Source organism: Vibrio sp. Vb1729 (genome assembly GCF_033338655.1).
Classification (GTDB): domain Bacteria; phylum Pseudomonadota; class Gammaproteobacteria; order Enterobacterales; family Vibrionaceae; genus Vibrio; species Vibrio alginolyticus.
Map to the genome: position 1 here is coordinate 129342 of NZ_JAWOTB010000048.1, position 26435 is coordinate 155776.

Annotated in this window: 22 protein-coding genes; 10 read left to right on the top strand and 12 right to left on the bottom strand. The window is 44.3% G+C overall.

The genetic code is table 11. The annotated features are described in order from the left end of the window. Nucleotides 1-5 precede the first annotated feature (5 nt). The 3 genes from copI (at nucleotide 6) to R7E29_RS19925 (ending at nucleotide 3080) form a co-directional block, all read left to right on the top strand. The gene (gene copI, locus R7E29_RS19915) at nucleotides 6-572 is read left to right on the top strand and encodes a copper-resistant cuproprotein CopI (protein WP_054577088.1); all 567 of its coding nucleotides are present in this window, start codon (nucleotides 6-8) and stop codon (nucleotides 570-572) included. A 324-nt stretch (nucleotides 573-896) separates the two neighbouring features. Beyond that, nucleotides 897-1748, top strand: a complete 852-nt coding sequence (locus tag R7E29_RS19920) for a carbenicillin-hydrolyzing class A beta-lactamase CARB-42 (RefSeq protein ID WP_005375420.1) — start codon at nucleotides 897-899, stop codon at nucleotides 1746-1748. Nucleotides 1749-2030: 282 nt separating this feature from the next. Beyond that, on the top strand, nucleotides 2031-3080 hold the full coding sequence (locus R7E29_RS19925) for a sensor domain-containing diguanylate cyclase (RefSeq protein WP_025998663.1): 1050 nt from the start codon (nucleotides 2031-2033) through the stop codon (nucleotides 3078-3080). Between the two features lie 112 nt (nucleotides 3081-3192). On the opposite strand, the gene R7E29_RS19930 is transcribed toward R7E29_RS19925, so the two are convergent. Continuing rightward, nucleotides 3193-3345: a hypothetical protein gene (locus R7E29_RS19930; RefSeq protein ID WP_005375418.1), complete on the bottom strand. Its 153-nt coding sequence runs from the start codon at nucleotides 3343-3345 to the stop codon at nucleotides 3193-3195. 246 nt (nucleotides 3346-3591) lie between these two features. On the opposite strand from R7E29_RS19930, the gene speG reads away from it, so the two are divergent. Further along, nucleotides 3592-4131, top strand: coding sequence for a spermidine N1-acetyltransferase (gene speG / locus R7E29_RS19935; protein WP_005375417.1), 540 nt, complete (start codon nucleotides 3592-3594; stop codon nucleotides 4129-4131). Between the two features lie 47 nt (nucleotides 4132-4178). Here the strand turns inward: speG and R7E29_RS19940 are convergent, their stop codons facing one another. The 7 genes from R7E29_RS19940 to R7E29_RS19970 form a co-directional block, all read right to left on the bottom strand. Continuing rightward, complete coding sequence (locus R7E29_RS19940) at nucleotides 4179-4976, bottom strand: hypothetical protein (RefSeq protein ID WP_005385112.1); 798 nt, start codon at nucleotides 4974-4976, stop codon at nucleotides 4179-4181. A 176-nt stretch (nucleotides 4977-5152) separates the two neighbouring features. Further along, nucleotides 5153-6238, bottom strand: a complete 1086-nt coding sequence (locus R7E29_RS19945) for an OmpP1/FadL family transporter (protein ID WP_167415916.1) — start codon at nucleotides 6236-6238, stop codon at nucleotides 5153-5155. A gap of 120 nt (nucleotides 6239-6358) precedes the next feature. Continuing rightward, nucleotides 6359-9499 (bottom strand): efflux RND transporter permease subunit VmeQ, encoded by a 3141-nt coding sequence (gene vmeQ, locus R7E29_RS19950; RefSeq protein WP_262651869.1) that lies wholly within the window; start codon nucleotides 9497-9499, stop codon nucleotides 6359-6361. A 10-nt stretch (nucleotides 9500-9509) separates the two neighbouring features. Next, a complete protein-coding gene (vmeP, locus tag R7E29_RS19955; protein WP_318082963.1) occupies nucleotides 9510-10652 on the bottom strand; it encodes an efflux RND transporter periplasmic adaptor subunit VmeP in 1143 nt (380 codons plus the stop codon). A gap of 90 nt (nucleotides 10653-10742) precedes the next feature. After that, nucleotides 10743-11534, bottom strand: coding sequence for a hypothetical protein (locus R7E29_RS19960; protein WP_132936330.1), 792 nt, complete (start codon nucleotides 11532-11534; stop codon nucleotides 10743-10745). A 527-nt stretch (nucleotides 11535-12061) separates the two neighbouring features. Next, nucleotides 12062-14221 (bottom strand): prolyl oligopeptidase family serine peptidase, encoded by a 2160-nt coding sequence (locus tag R7E29_RS19965; RefSeq protein ID WP_017635248.1) that lies wholly within the window; start codon nucleotides 14219-14221, stop codon nucleotides 12062-12064. A 206-nt stretch (nucleotides 14222-14427) separates the two neighbouring features. Further along, entirely contained in the window at nucleotides 14428-15999 is a 1572-nt protein-coding gene (locus tag R7E29_RS19970; RefSeq protein ID WP_033906795.1) for an ATP-binding cassette domain-containing protein, read from the bottom strand. Nucleotides 16000-16444: 445 nt separating this feature from the next. On the opposite strand from R7E29_RS19970, the gene R7E29_RS19975 reads away from it, so the two are divergent. The 3 genes from R7E29_RS19975 (at nucleotide 16445) to R7E29_RS19985 (ending at nucleotide 19615) form a co-directional block, all read left to right on the top strand. Then, on the top strand, nucleotides 16445-16870 hold the full coding sequence (locus tag R7E29_RS19975) for a universal stress protein (protein ID WP_005375398.1): 426 nt from the start codon (nucleotides 16445-16447) through the stop codon (nucleotides 16868-16870). A gap of 166 nt (nucleotides 16871-17036) precedes the next feature. Then, nucleotides 17037-17654, top strand: coding sequence for an NAD(P)H-dependent oxidoreductase (locus R7E29_RS19980; RefSeq protein WP_005375391.1), 618 nt, complete (start codon nucleotides 17037-17039; stop codon nucleotides 17652-17654). Further along, on the top strand, nucleotides 17651-19615 hold the full coding sequence (locus R7E29_RS19985) for a monovalent cation:proton antiporter-2 (CPA2) family protein (RefSeq protein WP_005375390.1): 1965 nt from the start codon (nucleotides 17651-17653) through the stop codon (nucleotides 19613-19615). The genes R7E29_RS19980 and R7E29_RS19985 overlap by 4 nt, the downstream gene beginning before the upstream one ends. 92 nt (nucleotides 19616-19707) lie before the next feature. On the opposite strand, the gene R7E29_RS19990 is transcribed toward R7E29_RS19985, so the two are convergent. Continuing rightward, nucleotides 19708-20001 carry a hypothetical protein gene (locus tag R7E29_RS19990; RefSeq protein ID WP_005375389.1) on the bottom strand — a complete coding sequence of 98 codons (294 nt, stop codon included), beginning with the start codon at nucleotides 19999-20001 and terminating at the stop codon, nucleotides 19708-19710. 245 nt (nucleotides 20002-20246) lie between these two features. Here R7E29_RS19990 and R7E29_RS19995 point away from each other — a divergent pair, with 245 nt between their 5' ends. Next, complete coding sequence (locus tag R7E29_RS19995) at nucleotides 20247-20540, top strand: ArsR/SmtB family transcription factor (protein ID WP_005375388.1); 294 nt, start codon at nucleotides 20247-20249, stop codon at nucleotides 20538-20540. Between the two features lie 108 nt (nucleotides 20541-20648). Here R7E29_RS19995 and R7E29_RS20000 read toward each other — a convergent pair whose 3' ends face one another. Further along, nucleotides 20649-21998, bottom strand: coding sequence for an alpha-amylase family protein (locus tag R7E29_RS20000; protein ID WP_054577081.1), 1350 nt, complete (start codon nucleotides 21996-21998; stop codon nucleotides 20649-20651). 521 nt (nucleotides 21999-22519) lie between these two features. Here R7E29_RS20000 and R7E29_RS20005 point away from each other — a divergent pair. Further along, entirely contained in the window at nucleotides 22520-22876 is a 357-nt protein-coding gene (locus R7E29_RS20005; RefSeq protein ID WP_017821530.1) for a MerR family transcriptional regulator, read from the top strand. A 58-nt stretch (nucleotides 22877-22934) separates the two neighbouring features. Then, on the top strand, nucleotides 22935-23312 hold the full coding sequence (locus tag R7E29_RS20010) for a carboxymuconolactone decarboxylase family protein (protein ID WP_042521541.1): 378 nt from the start codon (nucleotides 22935-22937) through the stop codon (nucleotides 23310-23312). Nucleotides 23313-23389: 77 nt separating this feature from the next. Here the strand turns inward: R7E29_RS20010 and R7E29_RS20015 are convergent, their stop codons facing one another. Both R7E29_RS20015 and R7E29_RS20020 read right to left on the bottom strand, forming a co-directional pair. Continuing rightward, complete coding sequence (locus R7E29_RS20015) at nucleotides 23390-23620, bottom strand: PAS factor family protein (RefSeq protein WP_005375384.1); 231 nt, start codon at nucleotides 23618-23620, stop codon at nucleotides 23390-23392. Nucleotides 23621-23902: 282 nt separating this feature from the next. Continuing rightward, nucleotides 23903-26329, bottom strand: coding sequence for a M9 family metallopeptidase (locus R7E29_RS20020; protein ID WP_054577080.1), 2427 nt, complete (start codon nucleotides 26327-26329; stop codon nucleotides 23903-23905). Between the last annotated feature and the right edge of the window lie 106 nt (nucleotides 26330-26435).

The following is a 26435-nucleotide window of genomic DNA, read 5'->3' on the forward strand; positions in this document are numbered from 1 at the left end:
TAAAAATGAAAAAGACACTAATCACTCTTGCTCTAGCCCTAACAACAACGACTGCGTTTGCCCAAATGGATCATGCAAACATGGACCACGCGAACATGGATCATAACAACATGAAGCATGAAAATATGGACCACGGCAGCATGAAGATGGACCACAGTAAAATGGACCATTCAAACATGATGGATATGCCGGGCATGTCGGCAGTAGGTATGCCAGCAAAAGGTGCAAAGCCAGACAAGGTGGTACACGTTATCTTGGGTGATGACATGACCATCAAGTTCAAGAAAGACGTTAAGATTGAGCCAAACGATGTGGTGCAGTTTGTAGTCATGAACACAGGTAAGATCAACCACGAGTTTACGATTGGTTCGGCTAAAGAGCAGCTAGAACATCGCGAAATGATGAAGACAATGAGTGGCGATCACATGCATGACTCAGACAACGCAGTTACGGTAGAACCAGGTAAAGCGAAGCAATTACTGTGGCACTTCCACGGTGACAACAAGGTTGAGTTCGCGTGCAACATTCCGGGCCATGCAGAATCGGGCATGGTTAAAAAGATTGAACTGTAAGTAATTATCCAACTAGACAAAGGAGCTGATGATTCAGCTCCTTTTATTTCTGGATCAAACTATTCGTTAGCTCATGACAAGAAATTCTGAGTCAGTGTCTCACGCTAAGATATTTTTGTGACCGAATCACTGACGTAATATATAAGCCAAACTACAGGCCTTGATAGCAACACTCTTCTCCCCATATTTAGACCGTTTAAGCGTATTGCAAAGAATCCTACATAAAATAGACATAGATTTAACAGTGTTTAGAGTATTGGCTCGTTATAGTTTACGTGACATCGCTACGGTGCGAACTAAAACTAAAATTGAAGAACACGATCCATGAAAAAGTTATTTTTGTTGGCTGGGCTAATGGTTTGCTCAACCCTAAGTTACGCGTCCCAACTGAATGAGGACATTTCTCTCCTCGAGCAACAAACCTCAAGCAGAATTGGGGTGTCAGTTTGGGATACCCAAGCAGACGAGCGTTGGGACTACCGTGGCGATGAACGCTTCCCACTCATGAGCACATTCAAAACCCTAGCTTGTGCCAAAATGCTAAGTGATATGGACAGCGGTAAGCTAAGTAAGAATGCGACCGCAAAAGTCGATGAGCGCAGTATCGTTGTATGGTCTCCAGTGATGGATAAGCTCGCAGGCCAAAACACACGCATAGAGCACGCGTGTGAAGCCGCTATGTTAATGAGTGATAATACCGCAGCCAACTTAGTATTAAATGAAATTGGCGGCCCTAAGGCCGTAACAATGTTTCTGCGAACAATTGGAGATAAAGCAACGCGCCTAGACAGAATAGAACCTCGCTTGAACGAAGCCACACCAGGCGACAGCCGCGACACAACCACACCTAACGCCATACTAAACACTCTTCGAACTTTGGTCGAAGGCGAAACGTTGTCTTATGAGTCTCGTGTACAATTAAAAATCTGGATGCAGGACAACAAAGTTTCAGACTCGTTAATGCGTTCTGTATTACCAACAGGTTGGTCTATTGCAGACCGTTCTGGTGCGGGGGGTCATGGTTCGCGTGGCATTAACGCGATTATATGGAAGGAAAATCATCGACCTGTTTACATTAGTATTTATGTCACAGAAACCGAGCTCTCACTTCAAGCTAGGGACCAACTCGTTGCGCAGATAAGTCAGTTGATTTTACAAAAGTACAAAGACAATTAAGTCACCACTCACCTGACCCTATTTGTATCCTTTTCTAGCCCTTCTATTCCAGAAGGGCTCATTCTGTACTTCCATCTTAAAAACACCACTTATTGAGTAATGACTTACTTATAAATAGGTATAAGATTTACTTATTTAGGGTGAGTTAACGCCCACATTAAGCAACCAAATGCACACAAACGGCGATAATTAAACCATACTCTTACCAAGAAGCACATTTTCTACAAAATAGCTTCACGTAATTTATTGTTGGTATTTGCAACATTGCCAAGGAGATGTCTATTGAGACTTGAAAGAACTTTTAACCCTGATGACTTATCGATGCAAAACATGGAAAGTCCGATATGTATGCCGATAGGGTTTGTTCACTTTTTAGCTCAATCGGAAACACTACAGCAAGTACTTGATACGGTGGCAGAATGGATAAATCGTATATTTAATTCTGACCGTGCGAGTATCACACTTTATGAAAACAATGATCATTTAAAGGTCTACTCTTTCTCTGGTAGTAAAGCGATTCCCGCTGAATTTTTAGTGCCCATTCATCAAGCGTTTGTTGGCCGAGTGTTCAAAAAGCAACAACTGATGATCTGCGACGATGTTACGCAATCTGATGAGATCGATTGTGTGATGCTCGCATCCAATGGTATGGGTACGTGTATGGACGCGCCTTTAATGCACGGTAAAGTCTGCCTAGGAACGCTTAATGTTGCGCATCATCAAACGCACATTTACACAAACGAACAAGCGGCACAGCTTCAGTGCATCGCTAATTGGATTGCTTTAAACATTGCCCTTCATATACAGATTATGAAAATGGAACACCTCGCCACGACGGATGATCTAACAGGTATTCCAAACCGCAGAGAGTTCATGCGACAAATCGAAAGCCGCCTAAATGAATACCGAACCCTGGGCATTGACTTCCATGTTGCTATTTTAGATCTCGACAATTTTAAAAGCCTCAATGACCGATTTGGTCATGACGCAGGCGATAAATCACTGATCCATGCAGTCAATACTATTAAAAGTCATCTACTTGATTGTGACTTACTTGCCAGAGTTGGCGGTGAAGAGTTTGCCATCGTATTAAGAAGTCGCTCATCACAGCAAGCTCTAGACACATTAGAAACAATTCGTAATGCACTAGAAACGACGACCGTTCAACATTCAGGTTGTGATATGAGCTTCACCGCGAGTATTGGGGTAACTCAAGTCTGTCGTCTCGACGACTCATTTGAACCATTAGTTAAACGCGCCGACTTAGCACTTTACAAGGCAAAAGAAACTGGAAGAAATCGCGTTGAGTTTCATATTGGTGAAGAAAGGTAGAAAAAATAAAAAAAGGTAGCGACTCATTGCGCTACCTTTTATCGATTCTAACCCGCTTAAAATAACTAGTACGAACTTTAAGCCAGTTAAAAATAAGAATGAGCAAATTTAATTATGCTTTCTTAAGATCTTTAGCTGGGTAAGTTAGTGTTTTTTCGCCTGCTTTTACATGTGTGTAAAAACCGCCACTGCTTAAACCTGTAACAACCATTTCGCCAAGATCGATACCTTTAGTCGCTACTACTACGTCACCGATTGAAAACATATTGAATACCTTGTTTGTTTAGATTAAGACACTAAGTCGTTGCGCGGTATTTAATACGATATTAGGCAAAGCACCTAATCGAGTTTTTTATCGTAAAGATTAATTTATATTTGTCGTGAACTCTAAGTTTCCACATTGAAAATCACAGGATATTTTCCAAAAAAAGATGCGCTATTCTTGTGAAATACGGTAATATTTTCTAGCATCAAGTGCGGAGGTATTCTCCGCCCTCATTGGAGAAAAATGATGAAGAAAGGCCTAAAAATGCGTGCATTAGAGCGTTCTGATTTGCGCTTTATTCATGAACTGAATAACAACCGAAATATCATGGCCTACTGGTTCGAAGAACCTTACGAGTCTTATGACGAGCTCGAAGAACTTTATCGAAAACATATACATGATGACGCTGAAAGGCGTTTTGTCGTCGAAGATGAAGACGGCATCGTAATTGGCTTAGTTGAGCTGATCGAGATTAACTACATTCACCGCAGCGCGGAATTTCAGATAATCATCGCCCCAGAGCATCAAGGCCGAGGTTATGCGACAGAGATGATTAATCGTGCGTTAGATTACTCATTCTCAATTCTTAATCTACGTAAAATCTACTTATTAGTCGCAGTGGATAACGAAGTCGCTATTCACTTATACAAAAAGTGCGGCTTTATCGAAGAAGGTCACCTTGTAGAAGAATACTTTATTAACGGCGCTTACAGCGATGTTAAGCGCATGTATATATTAAAACACCAGTACCAGAAAAAGATCGAAGAAAACAACTCAATTCACTAGTTCATTCTATCAAAGTAAAAACGCAGCTATTTGGGCTGCGTTTTTATTTATTCAAATTGATATTGATATGATAATACGATGCGCTTGTCTGCTTCATCCAAATAGGTGTTGTTGTCCATGACAAACGTCATTACGTTAAAAGAGTGGCGTTTGCTCACGAGGTAACCAAGACCAATACCACCAAAGAAGCCTTTGTAGTTCTCTCCTTCACTGTTTTCTGAGCCGTAAGTGCCTGCTGCGAAGCTGATTAACGTCAGCTCTTTGGTAAACGATTTCAGCGCAAATGCACCAACGTAACCGCTACTGCCTGAAGAGCTCATCATATTGAAGCCATTCTCTGCACTTGGCGTACCCGTAAAGTTAGGCTCGCTACAGAGACTACTTTCTGCACCGTCACAAACAGGAACATCACCAGTGTTGTACGTATAGCCTGCCATTGGGAAAATTTGGAAGCCTGCTGGCTCAATCCCGAAATAACTTAGCGGCATAAAGGTACCAACGCTGTAGTTGGTTTGATCCGCGCCGTTTACGTATTCATTTTTGCCGAAGTTGAAGTTCACGATACCGACCGGAAACAACCACGAGCCACCAATACGCCACTCGCTCGCATCATCATTGATACGCAGGTTGATTTTGCGCGCTTGGTCAAGCGCAAGTGAGCCCGAGAATGAGATGTTTTGATCATCAAAATCGTAGTTGTTTGCGTACGACGCGCCAAATTTCGTGATGACTTTTGTTGGGTCATCCGCCAACTTGTTTTTATTGTCTTTTACTCGATGCTCGGCACCATGAGCCAGCGTACTGACCAACAAAGTCGTACACACTAACGCTAGTTTGTTTTTCATTTTTTAGTCCTTTGAGATGTTGAATACCCGCACTTAGCTGCGCAGATATTTTTTGAATCATCACTCACTGGATGTGACAAAAGCGCCCTAACTACCTTAGATGGCGTGACAGCATCCAGTGCAGGTAGTTAGGGTAGAATGGCCTGTAAGGAAGGCGTTTTAGCGATTAGGAATGATTAGTTTTTCCAGTTGTAGCTCATGCTCATGAAGTACAGTGCAGGCTCATCAAAGCCCGCTTGGAAGCGTGGCGTTTCTGAAGACTCCATCAAGACCGCTTCAAACGCGAAACCAATTGAGTTTTCTGAATCCAATTTGTAATCAATGCCTGTACCAATGCGGTACGCCTTGCCAGTAGGAACGGTAATGTCACCGTTTGATTGGCTTTCATACATGCTGGTATCGAATGCAAAACCTGCATTCCACATCATTTTTTCATTCAGTTTATACTGAGTACCCAATGCGATTTGGTAAGTGTCTTGTGTCTCTACGTTCAGCGTGGTTGTGTATTCGCTCCAGTCTTGCCAGTTCACGTTCCACATCACCGCTAGGTCATCATTCACTTCGTGGTAAGCACTGAAGATCAGTTGTTGCGGAGCAATGGAGTTGCTATTGTCGAATTCAAATTCGGTTTCAGAAGAGTAAGACAGACCAAGACGCGTGCCTGGTGTTGCTTCATAAAGCACACCTACTCGGCCGTTGAGCTGAGTATCTTGGTCTTCGTCATTGAAGTTCAAGGCTCCCTTCGTTTCCACTTCATACATACCGTACTGAATGCCAAGCGCCGCACCCACAGACCAGTGATCATTGATGCGGTAAGAAGCGGAAGGTTGAATGGTCAAGGCTTGCGTCGTTGCTGTAGGAATATCTAAATGATCACCCAAAAGACCTTCGTACTCGAGGCCAAGACCGTAGTTGCCATACAGACCAATACCCAGCGTCCATTTGTCGTTCACTTGTTGGCTGTAAAATGCCGACGCCATAGGAACAAAACCAATCACGTTGCCCGCATCGCCAGTCATCGTGTCTAGTTGCGCGTCACCGTAAAGGCCAATCAGGTTACCAGAGAAAGATTTACCAGAAACATTCGCCAGACCAGCCGGGTTTGCTGCCATTACTGAGGCATCTTGCGCACGAGCCGCCATACCAGCGGATGCCAAACCAATATCCGATGCTGTTGTTTCGTAAAGGTATAACCCACCCGCTTGCGCAGCAGCACAAGTCAGTAGAGAACTCGCTACGACGATTTTTGAAAGATTTTTCATGTTAAAACCTATTATTGTTAGGGGAACCCACGCTGCGACGGTGGTTGTATATCAATGAAAGGCATTGGCCAATCGCACACAGCGTGGGGGTGTTGTGGAGTCAGTCAGTTGAAATCAGCGTTATTGCTCGCTCACCTCAAGTTCAGTGGGTTTCTTTCGCTTAAACTTCTCGCGCAGAGATTGCATCATCACGAAGAACACTGGCGTCAGTAACGTGCCAACAAACGTAGAGAGAATCATGCCGCCGAATACCGCAAAGCCCAGTGAGTGACGAGATGCCGCACCGGCACCCGATGCAATCACCAACGGGAATACCCCCCAGATGAAGGCGAATGCGGTCATCTGTACTGCTCGGAAACGGATTCGAGCAGCTTCTTTGGCAGCATCAATGATGGATAAGCCCTTTTCTTCTCGCAGAACTTTGGCAAATTCCACGATAAGAATCGCCACTTTGGCGGACATACCGATCAAGATGACCACACCAATCTGCACATACAAATCGAACGGTTGTCCCACCAGCAGTAGCGTGCCCATTGCGCCGAGAATCGCGACTGGAACCGCCATCATTACCGCAGCAGGAATGGTCCAACTTTCGTACTGAGCCACCAAGAACAAGTAGGTGAACAGCAAAGACAATGCGAACGCGATTGGTGCCATGTTGCCTGCTTTCATCTCTTGGTAAGTCATGCCTGACCACTCGTACGAGTAACCACTTGGCAAAGATTCCGCAGCCAGTTTTTCAATGGCTTTTACAACATCACCCGAGCTGTAACCTGGCGCTGGCGCACCGTTCACGGTTGCAGAACTGAACATGTTGTAGTTCGACAAGGTATCAGGGCCGAAGATCGGCTTCACTTTCACTAGCGTTGCCAGTGACACCATTTTTCCAGAGCTAGAACGAACAAACAGATGGTCGATGTCGTCGATGTTGTCACGATATTGCTCTTCTGCTTGCACTTTCACTTGGTACGAACGACCAAACAAGTTGAAGTCAGAAATGTAGGCACCGCCCAACTGCGCTTGCAGTGTGCTGAAGATTTCATTCAACGGTACGCCCATCGAAATCGCTTTATCGCGGTCAATATCGATGTAACGTTGCGGAATGTTGGCACGGAAAATCGAGAACGCACGCGCCACTTCAGGCAGTTGGTTGATTTGGGCAACAAAATCAGCGGTTGTTTTTGCCAACTCTTGTGGAGAACGGCCCAAGTTGTCTTGCAGCACAAGGTTGAAACCATCTACCGCACCCATACCTTTGATTGCCGGCGTCGCGAAAACGAACGAAGCGGCATCTGGCGTTGAGTTCAGCATTTGGTTAACTTTATTCATCAATGCGCGTTGGTGTAGCTCAGGGTCTTTACGTTTGCTCCAGTTATCCAGTTTGATGATCAACATGCCCGAGTTTGGAATCGACGCCATGTTAATTACCGAGAAGCCCGCAACCGAAACCACGTTCTCCACACCTTCCATCTGTTTTAGTTCATCAACGTACTTCTTCATTAATGGTGCAGTACGCTGCAATGCTGCTGCGTCTGGTAACCGCATTTCGACCATGAACACGCCTTTATCTTCGTTCGGTACGAAAGAAGAAGGTACGGTCATGAACGCAAACGCCAGCACCGCAATAAGCGCGCCATACACACCGATACTCAGCACAATACGACGGCTCAAGAAGCCAACTAAACCTTGGTATTTGCGCGTTATTGCTTCAAAACCTCGATTAAACGCACGCAAAGGCGCAATAGGTTGCGAGTGAGTTGATTTCAACATCAACGCACAAAGCGCTGGCGTTAACGTTAATGCGTTGATCGCAGAGATCAGCACCGACACACAGATGGTGACTGCGAACTGGTTGAACATTCGACCGGAAATACCCGGCAATAGCGCAACCGGTACGAATACCGCCAACAAAATAAGCGTTGTTGCCAATACTGGCCCCGTCACTTCTTTCATAGCTTGGATCGTGGCCGGAATCGAGTCTAAATGCTCTTCATGGATAACCCGCTCCACGTTCTCTACCACGATGATCGCATCGTCCACCACTATACCGATGGCGAGGATCAAGCCAAACAACGAGATGGTGTTAATGGTCATGCCCATCACGCCCATGATTGCGAAAGTCGCAATGATGGAAACCGGAATCGCTAAGGTTGGAATGATGGTCGCTCGCCAGTTCTGCAAGAAAACGTACACAACGAAGGTGACAAGAAGTACCGCAATCACCAGCGTCTCGTACACTTCATCAATCGATGTCTCTACGTATTCGGTAGAGTCATACGCGATGTCATAGACCAAATCATCTGGGAACGATTTCTCGTACTCTTTCATGGCCTCTTTCACCCGCTCCATCACGTCTAGCGCATTCGCTGTCGGCAACTGGTACAAGGCCAGAACGGCGGCTGGTTCATTATTCATACGACCATCAGCTTCGTAACCTTGTGCGCCAACTTCGACACGAGCCACATCTTTCAAGCGAATCAGAGAACCTTTCTTGCTCGCACGGATGATGATGTTCTCGAACTCTTCCGCAGAAGTAAGGCGGCCTTTGGTTTGCAAAACATATTGATATTGCTGATCACCCGGAGCTGGCATACCACCGATCTTACCCGCCGCCACTTGGATGTTTTGCGTTTTAATTGCGCCAATAACATCGCTAGCAGAAAGCTTCAAGGTAGCCAGTTTATTTGGGTTCAACCAAATACGCATTGAGTAGTCTTTCTTACCCAGCAGCGTAATGTCACTCATACCTTCGATACGTTTTAGACGCTCGACAATATTGAGATCCGCGTAGTTAGAAAGGTAGATACTGTCGTGAGACTGTTTCGGAGAACGCAGTGTGATAACGCCCAGCATGTCGGAAGATTTCTTCTTAACCGTCACACCGATTTGGTTTACTTCTTGTGGTAGAGACGACGTCGCCTGTGCCACCAAGTTGTTCACACGAACCTGCGCCATATCGCCATCTGCGCCCACTCGGAAGTAAATACGCAATGTGTATGAGCCATCGTTACCAATCACAGAAGACATGTAAATCATGTCTTCAACGCCGTTGACTTTGGCTTCTATCGGTTGTGCTACGGTCTTTTTAACCACGTCCGCGTTTGCACCCGGATACATGGTGCTCACCGTAATTACCGTTGGAGAGATTTGAGGATACTCAGAAATTGGCAAGACTTTCAGGGCGATCATACCCATCAATGTCATCGCCAGTGAGATCACCAAAGCAAACTTCGGCCGGTGAATGAAAAATTTACTTAACATCAGTACTCACTCAGCCTTGTTCACTCTGTAGTTCAACGTCTTTCACCGTTGCACCCGGACGCACTTTTTGTAGACCATTGACGATGACTTTTTCGTTAGCCGCCAAGCCAGTCAGCACAGCACGTTTCACACCGTAGGTCTGACCGAGTTCAACGTTACGACGAGACACCACGTGATCATCACCAACCACCATGACGTAGTCACCCACTTGGTCTTGTTGAACAGCCGCCGATGGGATAAGCAAACCATCAATGGTTTTGTTGCGCAGCTTGATGGTCAAGTTGCCATATTCACCCGGCATAAGCGCGTAAGTTGGATTATCGAATTGTGCTTCTGCTCGAATTGAGCCTGTTTCTAAATCGATCTTATTGCCAACGGCGTAGATCTTGCCATCAAGCGGATACAATGAACCGTCTGAAAGCGTCAGTGTTAAATCAACATCCAGTTTGTCATCGTTACGATGAGCTACATCAATCGCACTTCTTACGCGGCGGTAGAGCTTCTCATCCACATCAAAGCCAAAGCGAATTGGGTCGATTTGAGTGATCGAAACAAGAGGAACGAGTTGAATTTTCGAAATACGGTCACCCACTCGGAAGTTGCTGAAACCCACGCGACCAGAGAAAGGAGCACGCACAGAGCTAAATTCAAGATCGAGCCTTGCTGAAACCAGCGTCGCCTTCGCCTCTTCTACCGAAGCAATCGCTGCGGCTTGCGCGGCAATGGCGTCATCGTATTGCTGCTCACTGATGCTTTTATCTTTGATGAGTTTCTTCACACGTTCTGCATCACGCGTAGTTTGAACGAGTTGCGCTTTTGCTTTTTGCAACGACGCTTTTGCATACGCCAGTGCCGCTTTGTAAGGACGGTCGTCGATTTCAAACAACAATTGGCCTTTTTCGACCATATCGCCATCTTTAAAATGAATCGCGGTTAATTCACCACCGACTCGCGGCATAATATCAACGTCATTTACCGCTTCAGTTCGACCGATAAAATTATGATAAGGAGTGATTTTTGTTTCGGTTAGGGTAACGGTTTCAACAGAGGGTGCTTGGGCTGTTTTCGTTGCGATATCGCCAGTTTTGCATCCTGATAGTAATGCAGAAGATATAGCAATAGATACCAACGCAAATTTATATTTGGCTTTCATGATAAACCTACTTTATGTAGAAAGTGCCCTAGCCTAAATATTTAAATATATGGATAAACGCACTTTCTATTCTGGAAATAAACGAGGGAGTTAGAATTGGTAGTTAAATTCGATACGGTGATCACCATCACCGAAATTAACGTGCTCATTCCAGTTTGCAAAGTAACGAATATTAGCGCGAGGATTAATTTGATAAGACAACGCAAACTCATGAGTTAAGATATTATCTTCACCCGCGTAATAAGTGTCTTTATATTGACTAGACCCTGACAATGTATGCATATACATTGGGTTGTAGTTAATCCAGATTTTATCGGTTAATTCAATTTTTGAGTACATACCGACAACGGTGAAAGTACCTGGAATTTCATAACCTTTGTCATCATCACTAAAATCATTAGCAATAGTGACACCCGCACCAGCTAAAGGAAATAACTGCAACATACCAAACTTAGGTAGGCCTTGAATAAAGCTGTAAGATGCATCTAATTTATCGTTATCAACATCGTAGTTTACATCCAATTGACGGCCTAGACCTTTTGCGACTTCTACTTGGAAATTACGTAGTCGGAAAGAGTCAATGCTGTCATCAACATTGGCATACATTGGATCGTCATTGTCGCGAATGCCAAATAGCTCACCACCAATGCCTTTCATTTCGATGATGTTCATCGCCATGGTACCAGGCTGGCTAGATTGGTAAGTTTGACCGATTTTGATGTTCGCGCCTTTATCAGTAATACCAAAGCCAGCTTGGGTGTATACCGCAAGTGGGTCAGACATATCTTGTAGTTCTTCGTTATTGTTTGTCTGCGCATAGGCAGAAGACGCGAGTTGTAGGGCTGCAACCATAATGGCAACAGACGGTTTCACTAAATTCATAAAACTGTATCCATTTTAATGATTATAAAATTATTCACGTCATGAGGTCATCATAAATAGCAAGCAACACAACTCGCTTTGGATAACATAAATTATCAAAGCAAATTCAATAATGACGAAACATTCGACGTTTTAATTAAAATAAAATAAAGCATCGTAAAAGTTCAATCACCGCTACTTATATCTTATATAACTTGAAATTTGGTAATACCAATGAAGAAGGAAATATTAAAACTTATGAAAATTCAATTATCATTATAACAAATGATTAATTAATTTTACCATATAAATAGAGAGTGCAATGTATTTAGGTGATCGCGATCAATGTTTCATTTCGATCGTACAACACTCTTCAGATTAATTAGAACATTATAATAATTTAAAAACCTTAGTTTGATTAGCCTAGTATCAGATTAGAATAGTAGGCCTATAATAAATAAAAAGGGAATCACTCTCTGTGATTCCCTTTTATTATCGAGCGATAAATCGCCGATGCGTTTCGATAACTAAAACGCAAACAATTCGCACTATTGCAGTTTCTCTATTCCCATATTGAACAGTGCAAAACTATAAATATCTGCATTTGTCTCAATTATTTTACGCGTTGGTGTGCCTGCACCATGTCCTGCATTGGTTTCGATGCGAATTAAGGTCGGATTTGAACCCGCTTGCTTCGATTGCAACTCAGCAGCAAATTTGTATGAGTGAGCAGGAACAACACGGTCATCATGATCACCGGTTGTAATCAATGTTGCTGGGTATTCCACCCCTGCTTTTACATTGTGCACCGGCGAATAACTTTTCAGATATTGGAACATCTCTTTACTTTGCTCTGCCGTGCCGTAGTCATACGCCCAACCAGCACCTGCGGTAAAAGTATGGTAACGCAGCATATCCAGTACGCCGACTGCTGGCAGCGCCACTTTAAACAGCTCTGGACGTTGCGTCATAACGGCCCCTACTAACAAGCCACCATTCGATCCACCGTTAATGGCTAACTTGTTTGATGACGTTACCTTTTCATCAATTAGGAATTCAGCCGCAGCAATAAAGTCATCAAACACATTTTGCTTTTGCATTTGAATGCCAGCGTTGTGCCATTCTTTGCCATATTCCCCACCACCACGAATGTTCGCTACCGCGTAAACACCACCAAGCTCTAACCAAGCCGCACGTGTCGGGCTAAAAGATGGCGTGAGGCTAATGTTGAAACCGCCATAACCATATAGGATGGTTGGTGCACTGCCGTCCATCGGTGTCCCTTTTTTATAGGTGATGATCATCGGCACTTTTGTTCCGTCTTTTGAGGTGTAAAACACCTGGCGAGATTCATACAAAGCTGGATCAAATGGCGCTTTAGATTTGTAGTACACCTCGCTATCACCATCTTTGATGTTCAGACGATACGTAGTGCTTGGCATCTTGTAGTTGGTGAAAGAATAGTAGACTTCGGTTTCATCTTTTTTACCCGAGAAACCGTATGCGCTGCCAATATCAGGCAATTTGATTTCTCGGATGAGTTTGCCGTTCATGTCGTATTGCTTCACCATCGAGATCGCATCAACAATATAACTCGCAAACAAATTGCCACCCGCGGTAGAAACGCGTAACACATTCTTTGTTTCAGGAATCAAATCTTTCCAGTTTTTGGGCTGCGGCTGACTCGCATCCACCGTCACGACGCGTTTGTTCGGCGCGTTAAGGTTCGTAACCAAGTACAGCTTCGTGCCTTGGTTGTCTATCACCCAAGTATCAGAACTGGTGTTATCTAAAATGGTTTTCAGCGGGCTATTTGGCTTACTCAGGTCTTTGAAGAACAGTTTGTTGCCCGACGTCGATACGCTGGCTGAGATAAACAAGTAGCGTTCATCTTCCGACGTGTAACCCCCAACGTAGCGATACTTTTCGTCCTTTACACCACCGAAAATTAATTGGTCTTCACTTTGTTTCGTTCCAAGTTTATGAAAGTAGAGCTTGTGTTGGTCTGTCTTCGCGGAAAGTTCACTCCCTTTTGGCTTGTCATAACTTGAGTAATAGAAACCTTGATTGCCGAGCCAACTGATGCCGCTGAACTTAATATCCACCAGCGTTTCGCCGACGGGCTTTTTGGTTTCTGTGTCTAACACAATGACTTTGCGCCAATCGCTACCGCCTTCCGAAATGCTGTATGCAACCAAAGAACCATCACGTGAAAAGCTCACTCCCGCTAACGATGTGGTGCCATCTTCACTAAAAGTATTTGGATCGAGGAAAATTTCTGCTTCGCCATCACCTAACTGCCGATAAAGCACATCTTGGTTTTGTAGCCCGTCATTTTTGTAGAAATAAGTGAACTTACCCTCTTTGAACGGTTGGCTTTGCTTTTCGTAGTCCATGAGCTTAGTGATGCGCTCTTCAATCTGCTCGCGGTAAGGGATTTTCGACAGATAATCAAACGTCACTGCATTTTGTGCCTTAACCCATTCTGCGGTTTCTGGGCTGAGATCGTCTTCCAACCAGCGATAAGGATCACTCACTTTTGTACCAAAGTAGTCATCGACAACATCCACTTTTTGTGTGGTTGGATACGTGATGGTTTTCGGGGTTACCTGTTCAACCGACGATTGCGCCGCTTCATTTGCATACGCCACAGACAACACACTTCCGAGTACGAGAGCCGTTGTGAGTGCTAGGGTGTTCTTTTTCATGAAATTCCTTTTTATTTTTCTGTTGTCTTTTTGTGCAATACATCAGAACTCTACTATATATCGACAAAATGAATCTAATTTCATTAAACGAGTTGTGAAAGCCATCCTAACTCCCTCATTTCCTTCCAGTTCTACAAACTAGTAAGTGGAAGTGTAGAACTTGGGAACAATACTGAAGAGCCACGATGGCGTTTACTCTCTTTCGTCTAAGTCAGCTCGATTTGGCGCAAAACCCCAGACTCAGAAGCGAAATCTTGGTCGTGACTAATCAGAACAAATCCACCTTTGTATACATTTAACGCCTGACTAAGCATTATTTTTGACTCGAGGTCGAGATGGTTATCTGGTTCATCAAGCAGCAGCAAAGGCTGAGAATTTTGGTGGCTGACTATCAGCATCGCGAGCTTCATCTTCTCGCCACCGCTCAGTAGGCGCCCCAATCGAAACACTGCATCTCGACGAAAACCGATCCCGGCCAATAAGGTCCTCGCTTCACTTTCCGTCATCTCTTGGCAGCTCTCCATTACGTTCTCAAGTAACGAAAGATTTGGATTCACTGCACCAAAATGTTGGTCGAGATAATACAAAGGCGTATTCACTTGCAACTCACCACTCTGCAACGATAACTCGCCAAGCAACGTCTTTAACAAGGTTGATTTTCCGCAGCCATTTCTCCCTTTGAGATGGACTTTGTCGTTCGCAAAAATCTGCAACGTGATAGGCGTAGAATTCCCAAAAGGTAATATACCTTCTTGTATCGACAACACTTTTCGCGAACGGTTCGGATTATCTGTAAGATAAAGCTTTTGCGCCTTGAGTTGCTCATGTCGCGATTGCAACGCCTGTTCTTTGGCTTGTAAATGCGCTTGTCTGAGTTGCTCATTCTTATTGCGATTTGAAGCGCTGGCGGTCGCGCTATCCTTTTTTCCATCAAGCAAAATTTTGGGCTGACTGCCGTCTTTGCGCAGTTTGTTCCCTTGCGCGGCGCGTTGGTCTGCTTTTTCGCGATTTTTCTGGGCTTGCTCGGCTAACCGTTTTTTCTGTTTATCGACTTGCGCTAACTGCCTCTCGACCGCTTGCAGTTCAGTGCGTTTTTTCTCGGCGTACACATCGTAATTTCCACCAAAAGCCTGTAAACCTAGGCCCGATAGCTCCCAAATTTCCTCCATCTCTCGCAGCAGCTCACGATCGTGACTGATGAGTAAAATCGCACCGCTGAAATGCGTCATAGACTCTATCAGCCATTGTTTCGCCTCGGTATCGAGGTGATTGGATGGCTCATCGAGAATCAAAAGATCCGTTTCGTTTTCAAATAACTGCCATAACTGCAAACGCGCCAACTGACCACCACTGAGCCGAGCACAAGAGAAATCAGGGTCTTGCGGCAAGCCCATCGCAGCAAGCTGCTGTTTGAGTTTCAGTTCAATATCCCACTGTTCGCCAACCAGTTCGAACCAATGTTCAGAAACATCACCTTGTTCAATCTGCTTCAAAGCATGTAAGGCCGAGTCTGTTCCCAGAAATTGGGCGATCGATTGCTGACCTGAAAGCAGATCAGACGGCTGCTGGCGATACATCATGAAAGAAGAGGGAGCAGTCACAACACCGCTGGCAGGCTGAATTTCTCCCGCTAAAATGGAAGCCAAAAGCGACTTGCCGATGCCATTGCGCCCAACCAAACCAACACGTCGTTTAGTCATGGAACAAGAAATAGACTGGAATAGCGTATCGCCATTATCAAACTGATGGCTAACATTAAAAGCTTGTAAAACTGGCATAATTTGCCTCCTGTATGACAGGGACAACAGCCGTAGCTATGATTTGAAATGGCAACAAAACGCGTGCACAAACGCATTAAGCTCTATGTAAAGCTCGACGATATACGTCAAATCAAAAAGTCGTCTTGTTGCAAAGAAATATCGGAAAGTGAGCTACGCCTACTAACCCTGCAGATCCAAAAAATAAGTAAAAATATGGATGACAGGTTTAGTTCTTCATGTTGGCGTAATCTCCTAGAGAAATGATGCACAGAGTGTAGCCGCTTTTTTGTTCAAAAAGCAAGCTTTCTAACCAAATGTGAACAAAAAGAAAGTTTCACAGTAAGTTGTTATATCACATTAACTTTTTAACAAGTCTTTGAACAATTTCGAGATCTTAGCAACACAATTTTTATCCAAGCCATACTATGCTTAGAGTAAAGATAATCCACATAAGGGCGTGGTTATGAAATACAAACATATCCTTGTTGCACTCGAACTGTCAGATGAAAGCACCGTGCTTATCGACAGAGCGGTATCAATGGCAAACTATCTCGACTCCGATATATCCTTTATTCATATTGATGGTACGCACGGAGAAATCTATCGTGAGCTTGTAGACATCAAAGAAAACCCGGATCAAAGGCCGTTGAATGAGCATTCAATGGAATGTTTAAAAACATTTAGTGATTACATGGATTACCCACTTAAACATTTCTTCGTAGGTACTGGCGACTTGGCTGATAAATTAGAGGTCACCATTAAAGAGCAAGAAGTGGATCTTCTGATTTGTGGTCACCACCAAGATTTCTGGAGCAAGATTATTTCTTACTCCAGACACTTAATTAACAAGTCACCGGTGGATATTCTAGTCGTCCCTATTCATGATTAGTAAAACGTAACGCTTCCCAAAACCACCAATTTATTTGGTGGTTTTTTATTGATATTGAAACAGCTTAAACCGTTTTCCAAACTAGCTTGGCGATCATTTATGAGTTACATTTTCTAACCAACCCGCGCTCCTACTGGGCATGGTTATTTAGATAGCAAGGATCCCTATGGCAAATAAAAAAGTACTCATTCTCTTTGCTCATCCTTCCCAGCATCGTTCAGAAGTGAATACTCCACTTTTCAAAGAAGCTCAAAAAATTGAAGGCGTGACATGTGTTGATCTCTATGGCGAATACCCTCGTTTCGATATTAATATCGACCGTGAGCAGCAACGCTTACGTGAGCATGACGTGGTGATTTTCCAATTCCCACTATATTGGTATTCAACGCCTGCGATTTTAAAAGAGTGGCAAGATCTGGTTTTGGAATATGGCTTTGCTTACGGTACAGATGGCACAGCACTGCAAGGTAAGACCATGCTTTGTGTGCTGTCTGCAGGGGGTAAAGAAGAAGCTTATAAGGCAGAAGGCTACAACCACTTTACGATTCGTCAACTGCTTGCGCCTATTGAACAAATGTCCGCACTGACAGGCATGAACTACATTGCCCCTCTCGCGATGTTTGGCGCACGTACAGCAGATGAAGAAGGGCGAATCCCTCGTCATGTTGAGCGGTACAAGAGCCTGCTAACAGCTTTAGTCGAAGATAGGTTGGATGTTGAAGCTGCGGCGTCATTAATCAAGCTTAACAGCGCATTGCCAGAGCTCATTAAGGAGGCTTCATGACAGGGATATTCTTACAAGCCTTCGTATATTTGATTGCTGCTGTAATTGCAGTCCCACTTGCTAAGCGTTTGGGACTTGGGTCCGTTTTAGGCTATCTCATCGCAGGTGTGGTCATTGGCCCAATTATCGGTTTAGTCGGTGAAGAAACAACAACAATCCAGCACTTTGCCGAGTTTGGCGTGGTGATGATGCTGTTTCTCGTTGGTTTAGAGCTCGAACCCAAAATGTTGTGGGCGATGCGCAATCGCTTAATGGGTTTAGGAGGTCTGCAAGTCGGTGGTACCGTCGCGGCGATTATGGGTATTGCCTTGTACTTTGACCAGCCTTGGACCATAGCCTTAGCCATAGGTTTGATCTTCGCCCTCTCTTCTACTGCGATTGTTTTGCAAACTTTTAGCGAAAAAGGATTAACGAAGACGGAAGGTGGACAAAACGCTTTCTCCGTGTTGCTTTTTCAAGATATTGCAGTGATACCAATGTTGGCGTTCATTCCTCTATTGGCCTTACCTGAATTAATTGAACAGGCACAGTCCGCGGCTCAAACAGCCGCAGCGCACCATGAAGAATTAAGCCTCGTTGCGGGATTGCCAGGCTGGGCATACGGCATCGTAATCACAGCATCGATTGCAATCGTCGTCGTTGGTGGACACTTTTTAAGTCGACCTCTGCTCAATTATGTGGCTAGCTCTGGTTTGCGAGAAATCTTTACCGCAACTGCACTCATGCTTGTCATTGGTATCGCTGCACTAATGAGTTTAGTGGGCTTATCTCCTGCCTTAGGAACCTTCTTGGCTGGCGTTGTATTGGCGAACAGTGAATTCCGCCACGAGTTAGAATCCAATATCGAACCATTTAAAGGTCTATTGTTAGGTCTGTTCTTTATTACCGTTGGCGCAGGGATCAACTTCTCGGTCCTTTTTGGTGATTTCTGGTTGGTCATGGCATTGACCATTGGCGTGATGGTTTTGAAAGCCTTGGTGCTGTTTATTCTTGCACTGATATTTAGGGTGAAAGGCAGCAACCGCTGGCTGTTTACCCTAAGCTTGGCTCAAGCAGGTGAATTCGGCTTTGTGCTTCTAAGCTTTTCAGTGCAAAACCACGTCATCCCATTTGAACTCTCACAAACTCTTGCGTTAGTGGTTGCGATTTCGATGTTCCTGACACCAGGTTTGTTTATTCTGTTTGATAGAGTGATTCTGCCGCGCTTTGAAAGCCAGTCAAATGAACGCGAAAGCGATACGATTGAGGAAACAGGCACGGTGATCATCGCCGGCATCGGCCGCTTTGGACAAATAGTGAATCGCCTATTGGTATCAAACGGCGTGACTACCGTGGTACTTGACCATCAATCTGACCAAGTCGATAACATGCGCCAGATTGGCACTCGCGCCTATTTTGGCGACGCGACTCGACCAGATATGCTACATACAGCCGGCATTGAGCACGCCGCTGCGTTGGTTGTGGCGATTGATAACCAAGAATCGAGTGTAGAACTGGTGAAGTACGTTAAGCACACGTACCCAAAAGTAACAGTGATTGCACGTGCCTTTGACCGTGGACATGGCTATCTTTTGCGTCAAGCGGGGGCTGATATTATTGAATCAGAGACCTACCATTCTGCATTGGAGATGGGCGGTCACACAATGAAAGCCCTTGGCATTCACCCCTTCTTTGTTGAACAACAGAAGGCGACATATAAGCGTGTTGAAGCACGTAAGTCAGAAATACTTTACAAAGCTTGGGAAGATGATTCTGAAGGTGAACGCTATGACAACAATTTCCGACAACTGTTTATTCAGTTAGAGGAGAAAATGGCGGAAGAGATGCAAAAAGATCGTCATGACAAACTATCGCGGTCAGAACGTGGTTGGACACCGCCACCTAAAGGTTACGCAGATGACTTTAATGAAGATAACGTCCAAGAGCTAACACCACCAAGAGAAGAGCCTATCCAACGATAACGCACTCCATATTAAAAACCTCCCGCTTGGGAGGTTTTTATTTTTTCAGTACAGAGCCACACGCCGTGCAGGATAAAATGATCTTCTCGATATTACATAAGATCATTCATTAAAATCTCATACTCTTCGTTTGCTTCTTCCACTAAATGAGAAAGCTCTAACGCATCAGTAACTGCAAGATTGAACTGCCACGGAGTTGTGTCTTCTTTACCACAGATTCGAGTTTCACACCCACGACTCTCAAAAGACAAATCATCAAACTCTGTGGTGTGGCGCTCTTGAAGTTCAACAATCTCAACTTCTAATTTACCGACAGGATTGACTTTAACGTGGGCATGTAACTCCGAACTGTTAGACAAACAATAATCTCTATGAACCGCAATCATGGCCGCCTCCTTGGTCTGCCAACTGACAACTCAACATTGAGTGTAGACGAGGGATTTTGAACGTGGCGTGAAATAATAATGAAGATTGATCTGTCTCATTAGAACAGACAATTGTTGCCATGAAGGCATGAGCCAGTATGAATCTCATCTGATTTAAATTGTTCTGAGATCGTAATAGTTGGCATTTACCGAGACTTTCCCTATTATCGAAACAAAATTACTGTGGTCATTCTTTAGAGGTCAGTATGGAGCTTGAAGCCGTTGCTAAAGCACTAAAAGAGTTAGGGCATCCGACTCGTTTAAGTATTTACAAAGAAGTCGTCAAAGCGGGATACAAAGGTATCGCGGTAGGCGGCGTACAAGAAAAGCTTGGCATTCCAGCATCCACTCTCTCTCATCATATCTCTAGCCTTGCTTCAGCCGGTCTTCTCACCCAGCGCCGTGAGGGTAGAACCCTTTTTTGTGTTGCAGAATATCAGTGCTTAGATGACGTAATTGGTTTTTTAAAAGCAGAATGTTGCGTTAACGAGTGCTCATAAATTTCTAGCAAAAACGAGAGAGTTTGAGTTTATATTGAATTTCAGCAGAACGTGAATGACGATGAAAAACATACACACCGAAATTGCTAACCTCGGTGTGTACATCTTCTAGTTCGCGACGAGTAACATTGACGACTTAGATGGTACGATTAACTTACCGTCAGTTGGAATGATTTGTTCTGTCATCAAATCAACCCAATTACCATCGATTTTTAATGTCAAAGACTGTTGACGCTGTGATTTATTAAGCACCACAATACCTTTGTCACCTCGCTTAAGTACGAGCATGTCATCGTTACCTTCAAGAACACTCATCGGCTCGCCATGCGTCATATTATGGAACTGGATCATTTTTGCCATACTCGGATCGCTCCATGCACCCTGCCATCTTGGCTGACCATTTTTGCCTTTAATACCGCTGGTGTTTAAGTCGGTATAAATCAACGGCACACCACCATCTCGGCCTAGAATATAGGCATAAGCTAACCATTCGTTTTCCTCGTCCATGATGAGATCAAGAAAGACATCATTGTTAGGAATATCATGTGTGATAGCAAATGTAATCGCACGACCGGGGGACAGAGCCTGACCAAAACAATAGGGATCAATCAGAGACTTGAAGCTGCCCTTTTTAGCAAACGCCTTAAACATGGTTGAGAACAAAGGGAAATCGTACGCACCTAGGCGAGTTTCCTGTAGATACGGCTCAAGAAACAGCTGATACTCTTCTTCCGTCGCACCGCCATCGGTAATAATTTCACCAAATATATGCACATCCCGCGTGATGTCGTCTGTCCAAACACGCTTAAGATGCTCTAACGTCATGTGTTTCGCAGCGTCAATACGAAAACCTTTCACACCAATAGCTTTCAGCGCCGTTAGGTACGCTCGCTGCTGTTCAACGACATGGTCACAAACACGAAGAGTTGGCAAGCCAGGATCGGTTGGTCCACCTGTGATACGTCCATTTTGAACCTGCCACTTATCTTTCCAGTCTTTAATGCCGAATGCTTCAACAAAGTCCTCTTCATCAAAAAGTGGTTGAGATAGATCGCCAAACAACGCTAGCGACTGATATTTCTGCTTGTTGTTCTGGTATTCCTCCAAGACCTCTTGTCTTGGGTACTGAAGGTCTCTGCGAAGGTGGGCCTCATTTGCCATATGGTTAAACACTACGTCGGCATAAACCCACACACCAACTTGCTCCAGTTCACGAACCATATGAATAAAATCTTTGGTATCACCCAAGGCATTATCGATAACACGATAATCTTGTGGTTGATAACGCTGCCACCAGCGCTCATCGTGTGCGCTTTTCATTGGTGGCGAAACCAACACAGAGCCATAACCAAGCTTGCGGATTTCTTTTGCTCGTTGGGCAATGTCAGCATACTTCCAATCAAACGCATGTAAGATAACGTTTGCACCGAATGATTGTGTTTCCTGTGAGCCACTCATGTTGTTCTCCTGCTCGTTTCCACTCACGATTACTTGTTTGCATTTTTTTGTGAGTGAATTCAATAATCGAAATTATAAAAGCTATTCATCAGAGGCACTCACCCTTTTAGCACTAACTCAAGGCTGAAATCGAAGGCGTAGCGACTCATCCATTGCACAGCGATAAATCGTTCTGAGTGAATAACGGGCACACAACATACAACCCAAATAGCCCAAAACAAACCTAAAGCATTGTTTTGCTTGACAAAAACTTCAATTTAAAAAGATAGAACATAAGATCTATGTACGCCCTAAAATAGGCCCAAAGGATAAAAATAGCCAAGCCAACCCGTTGAGTAATCAATTGTTAATAAAACGAAACTGGCAGGTGGATCACGTTTGGCGCGTTTCAAAAATCCAGTAAATCGCCATACCTAGTGTTAAAAGACTAAAGATTTCTGTTTGTATCTGTCCCGAAATGACTTCAAAATGCGAAACTTAGCTTATCTCTATGGGGGTATGCTCTACCTTGGAGGATAATATTGAATATCAAAGAATTTTCTGACCTCGTCGGGCTATCTGCTCATACTCTTCGATACTATGAAAAAATCGGTTTACTTAAACATGTCCATAGAAACGCGAGTGGACATCGAATGTATAGTTCGAAAGATCTAAACTGGATAAGCTTTGTTAAGCGTTTAAAAGAAACTGCAATGCCACTTGAAGAGATTCTAGAGTATGCCAAATTAAGGGAAGTCGGCTCTCAATCTGTACCACAACGTCAAGCCCTGTTAGAACAACACCAAGAAAACCTCAAACGCCACATTGAGCAACAGAAAAAGCACTTATCGGCTCTAGAAGAAAAAATTGCCTTGTATACAAGTGGAAAAGTTCGTTGACTTAGAGTTAACTCTAACGATTAAGGTGTGTTTACATTTATTCACTAGGAACATACCGATGGAACAATCGCGCTTTAACAAAGGATTAGAACTACTCTCTCAAATTGATGGCGACGCTGGTCATAATGTCATCGAAAGCTTACAAGATATTTGTCCAGATTTAGCTCAGTACACCATTGAGTATCCGTTTGGCGATATTTATGCTCGCCCGGGCTTAGACCTAAAATCGAGAGAAATCGCAACCGTCGCCGCGCTAACGGCAATGGGGAATTGCGCGCCGCAACTAAAAGTGCACTTAAATGCAGCGCTGAATGTAGGCTGTAGCGAGGATGAGATTAAAGAGATCATTTTGCAGATGTCCGTCTACGCAGGGTTTCCCGCGGCATTAAACGGCATGTTTGCATTCAAAGAAGTGCTAGCGGAAAGAGCAGAGTAATAACAACGTTGACATCAATTTAACCGCAATTAAAAACGGCCCTTGGGGATCGGGCCGTGATTAAAACAACGAGTGAATTAGCGCTCAGGAGTTTCAAGCAGTTTAACTGCGCAATCTACCGCGTTGTTAATGCCTTGACTGCTCTCCAACTTACCTGAACTTGCAGGACCAAGGGCACAAGAATACAAAGCCAGCTGCTTATCGAACGGCAGATCCAACTGTTCATAGAGATTTTGTCGGATTCTTGCATGTTGTTCTGGTTCTTGGTTAGCAAGGCTAATCAACGTTTCATAAATAAGCGTTTTCATGTCTTTCCCTTTTCACTTTATTGCACGGGGTGCATATATATTGTATCCATTTGGGAAGCACAAATCAGAAGCTAGGTCACAGAACGCGTCGCTAAAAAAGTTTATGTGCGCGGTAAATTGCAATACAAACCTAAAGCCGTTTAGAAAAAGGGCAACTGATAACTCGATAGATCAGCCGATTAACTAGCATTCGCCGCTGTTTGTTCATAATCGTGTCCGATATAAACAAAAACGCCGCTGTATCAGCGACGTTTTATCTCGACTTTAGTTAATCGAATTTTTTTAGTTGAAGTGCACTAGCATTTCAACGTCATCGCCTTGCTCTGGAGCCTGAAGAGCGAAGTGCACGTACCCTGCTTCAGTAATAGGAATCGCAAGGTATTCATTGCTGCCTGCATAGTTGGACGCATACTCGTGCTGCTCTACTGTAGGCCAATGCTCCCTACTCGCGTATAGATCGACATTACCAGTTTGAGAGTGAGCCGTTAGCCATACACGAACCTCTTCAACACCTTCAGGCACATAAACTGCTGCATAACGCTGCTTGTGAACGGTAAGCATTTTGGCTTCACCAGACTCTAATACCACAGGTGCTAAATCATCTTGCACTTGGGTTGGCGGTGTTTGCGCTTCCACTTCTAGCGCAGCCACAAGATTCACTGAGTCATAGCTATCACGTCCAGTTAAGCTGATGTAGTAACGACCCGCTTTAACGTAACCATCTTGCTCTGGTTCAAACACAATCTCTTCATTGCTGCCATCAGCATATTGACTCATTTCGAAATCATAGTAATGCGCGACTTTGTTGTAGCTCATGTAAAGATCCGCATCACCCGCACCCTCAATAGATACATTGAAGTTAACGGTGTTGGCTGGAACATCAACGTAGAACAGTTTTTCGCTGTATGCTTCGCCACTGAGCTGAAGGCTTTGGTTCGCCGTCAATTCAGTCACTTGTGCTTCAGGGCTTGTTGGTTCTGTTGGCTCTTCTGGGTCTGTATCAGGTTGCTCAGGTTCCACTTTTAATGTGTCCAACCAACGTTCAAACTCAGCATCGTATTGTTGACCTAAAGACGTCACCTGCTGTGCCCATTGTTCGAACTGGCCAGAGCGCGACAATGCCAACAAGCTTTCGACGTCTTGTGGATGATTTTCTAACATGAATCGAACAGCTAGATAACCCCAACGATAGATACGATTGGTATCGTGAGAGTACGTGGTATCAAACACAGTGGAAAGGCTCAGTTTACCATCTGCAATCAGCTCAATCGCAGCTTGGTAACCTTGCTTGTAATGCATGTATTCAGCAAAACCTTCTAGCCACCAAACAATATGACCATGAGCCAAGTTATCGCTGAACGAACCGTATTGGTTAAATCGTGCATCTAAATAGTGCGTGTATTCATGTTCTAGGTTCAAGATAGAGAGATCTTCACCATTCGCGTAGCGATAAGCGACGAAACGCGCAGTATTGTCCGCTTTTGAAGGGTCACCTTCTAGGTACTGACCACCGTTGTCCGTTGTATTACCAAATAGGAATGAAGAGTAATCAACGTAACTAGTGTTACTCGCGAATACCGCCACTTCAACACGATCATTCAAATCATCAGCGACAGGTTGATTACCCGTATTCGCAACTCGATGGAAGTCGGCTTCTTTTGCCGCTAGCACTTCACACGCTTTCGCTGCTTGAGCATCGGTCAGATCCTCAGAGCGAATAATGGCAGGTCCCTGACATTCAAAACGATTTGGCATTACACGTGCAACTAAATCTTGCTTGGCTTGCTCAATATTCAGACCATTTAGGCCTTCTGGTGCGTAGTAGCTCATCATTTCAACGGCAGCAAGCCATAGTTTGTCATGCTCACTACCCAGTGGATAACGCTGCATCACCTGTTGCATTACTGCCAATGCTTTGCGTTTGGTCTCCTGATCTGGGCTCGCGAGCAAACGACCAGTTTCACGTAATGCATTGAAAACGATAAAGCTTGCATCCGTATCTAATGCCCAAGCATTATCAGATGCGAATTTCACCAACGTATCAATATGGTGAGTATTGTTTGCCATGTATCGGTAGAACGCATCGTTCGCCGCATGGCCTGCCATAGAGCGGAACAAGTTGTTTAAACCATCGACCCATTGCGTGTCCTGCGCGGTTTCACGATTAAAGTGCATCAATGCGGCCATCATGCTATCCATGGTCAGCGGCAACTGCTTAACGTTATCAACCATCAAAGTCAGGCTCTTCATTGCACCAACTTGTTCACGACCTTGATCCAAAGCATGAGGGTTGTTTAGGAATAGGTTCGTCGACTGAGCAAAACGCTGACTCAACGCTTGCGAAAACTCAGGTGTACCAGTACCAGCGTTGTAGCGAACGTAGTAGGCCGCTCGAATAAATTCGCCTAGGTTCTCTAGAATACGAGCTTGATCTGCTTCACCACGATAGCGAGCAATTTCTTGATCCAGCGCGACTTGGATACGGCTTAGGCTCGCTTCACTATAGATATCATTCAGCGTTTCTGAAGGTGCTGAAAACCAAGCGTGGTAGCAATCATACTCAGCACCAGAAACGGCAGTAGCCAGATCTCGCGATTGTTGTAAATCAGCAACCGCACACTGATTTTGTGCAAAAGAGAAGCCAGACACACTCGCTAGCATACAAGCAAGCGCCAAACGATGGCGCGGGAAAAAACGGATATGAGACATAACAACACTCATTGATTATTAACATACATTGAGTGGGGGTTTATATTCTTTACAGCTCAAACAGTGAAATCAGTGTCATAAAATTTATGAAACCGCTCCCAAAAAT

Excerpts from the sequence above, each read along its gene's own strand:
- R7E29_RS19940 (WP_005385112.1), bottom strand. The coding sequence starts at position 4,976 with ATGAAAAACAAACTAGCGTTAGTGTGTACGACTTTGTTGGTCAGTACG.
- vmeP (WP_318082963.1), bottom strand. The coding sequence starts at position 10,652 with ATGAAAGCCAAATATAAATTTGCGTTGGTATCTATTGCTATATCTTCT.
- R7E29_RS19980 (WP_005375391.1), top strand. The coding sequence starts at position 17,037 with ATGGCAAATAAAAAAGTACTCATTCTCTTTGCTCATCCTTCCCAGCAT.
- R7E29_RS19995 (WP_005375388.1), top strand. The coding sequence starts at position 20,247 with ATGGAGCTTGAAGCCGTTGCTAAAGCACTAAAAGAGTTAGGGCATCCG.
- copI (WP_054577088.1), top strand. The coding sequence starts at position 6 with ATGAAAAAGACACTAATCACTCTTGCTCTAGCCCTAACAACAACGACT.
- R7E29_RS20010 (WP_042521541.1), top strand. The coding sequence starts at position 22,935 with ATGGAACAATCGCGCTTTAACAAAGGATTAGAACTACTCTCTCAAATT.
- vmeQ (WP_262651869.1), bottom strand. The coding sequence starts at position 9,499 with ATGTTAAGTAAATTTTTCATTCACCGGCCGAAGTTTGCTTTGGTGATC.
- speG (WP_005375417.1), top strand. The coding sequence starts at position 3,592 with ATGAAGAAAGGCCTAAAAATGCGTGCATTAGAGCGTTCTGATTTGCGC.
- R7E29_RS19920 (WP_005375420.1), top strand. The coding sequence starts at position 897 with ATGAAAAAGTTATTTTTGTTGGCTGGGCTAATGGTTTGCTCAACCCTA.
- R7E29_RS19930 (WP_005375418.1), bottom strand. The coding sequence starts at position 3,345 with ATGTTTTCAATCGGTGACGTAGTAGTAGCGACTAAAGGTATCGATCTT.
- R7E29_RS19960 (WP_132936330.1), bottom strand. The coding sequence starts at position 11,534 with ATGAATTTAGTGAAACCGTCTGTTGCCATTATGGTTGCAGCCCTACAA.
- R7E29_RS19970 (WP_033906795.1), bottom strand. The coding sequence starts at position 15,999 with ATGCCAGTTTTACAAGCTTTTAATGTTAGCCATCAGTTTGATAATGGC.
- R7E29_RS19975 (WP_005375398.1), top strand. The coding sequence starts at position 16,445 with ATGAAATACAAACATATCCTTGTTGCACTCGAACTGTCAGATGAAAGC.
- R7E29_RS19965 (WP_017635248.1), bottom strand. The coding sequence starts at position 14,221 with ATGAAAAAGAACACCCTAGCACTCACAACGGCTCTCGTACTCGGAAGT.
- R7E29_RS20015 (WP_005375384.1), bottom strand. The coding sequence starts at position 23,620 with ATGAAAACGCTTATTTATGAAACGTTGATTAGCCTTGCTAACCAAGAA.
- R7E29_RS19985 (WP_005375390.1), top strand. The coding sequence starts at position 17,651 with ATGACAGGGATATTCTTACAAGCCTTCGTATATTTGATTGCTGCTGTA.
- R7E29_RS19945 (WP_167415916.1), bottom strand. The coding sequence starts at position 6,238 with ATGAAAAATCTTTCAAAAATCGTCGTAGCGAGTTCTCTACTGACTTGT.
- R7E29_RS20020 (WP_054577080.1), bottom strand. The coding sequence starts at position 26,329 with ATGTCTCATATCCGTTTTTTCCCGCGCCATCGTTTGGCGCTTGCTTGT.
- R7E29_RS20000 (WP_054577081.1), bottom strand. The coding sequence starts at position 21,998 with ATGAGTGGCTCACAGGAAACACAATCATTCGGTGCAAACGTTATCTTA.
- R7E29_RS19990 (WP_005375389.1), bottom strand. The coding sequence starts at position 20,001 with ATGATTGCGGTTCATAGAGATTATTGTTTGTCTAACAGTTCGGAGTTA.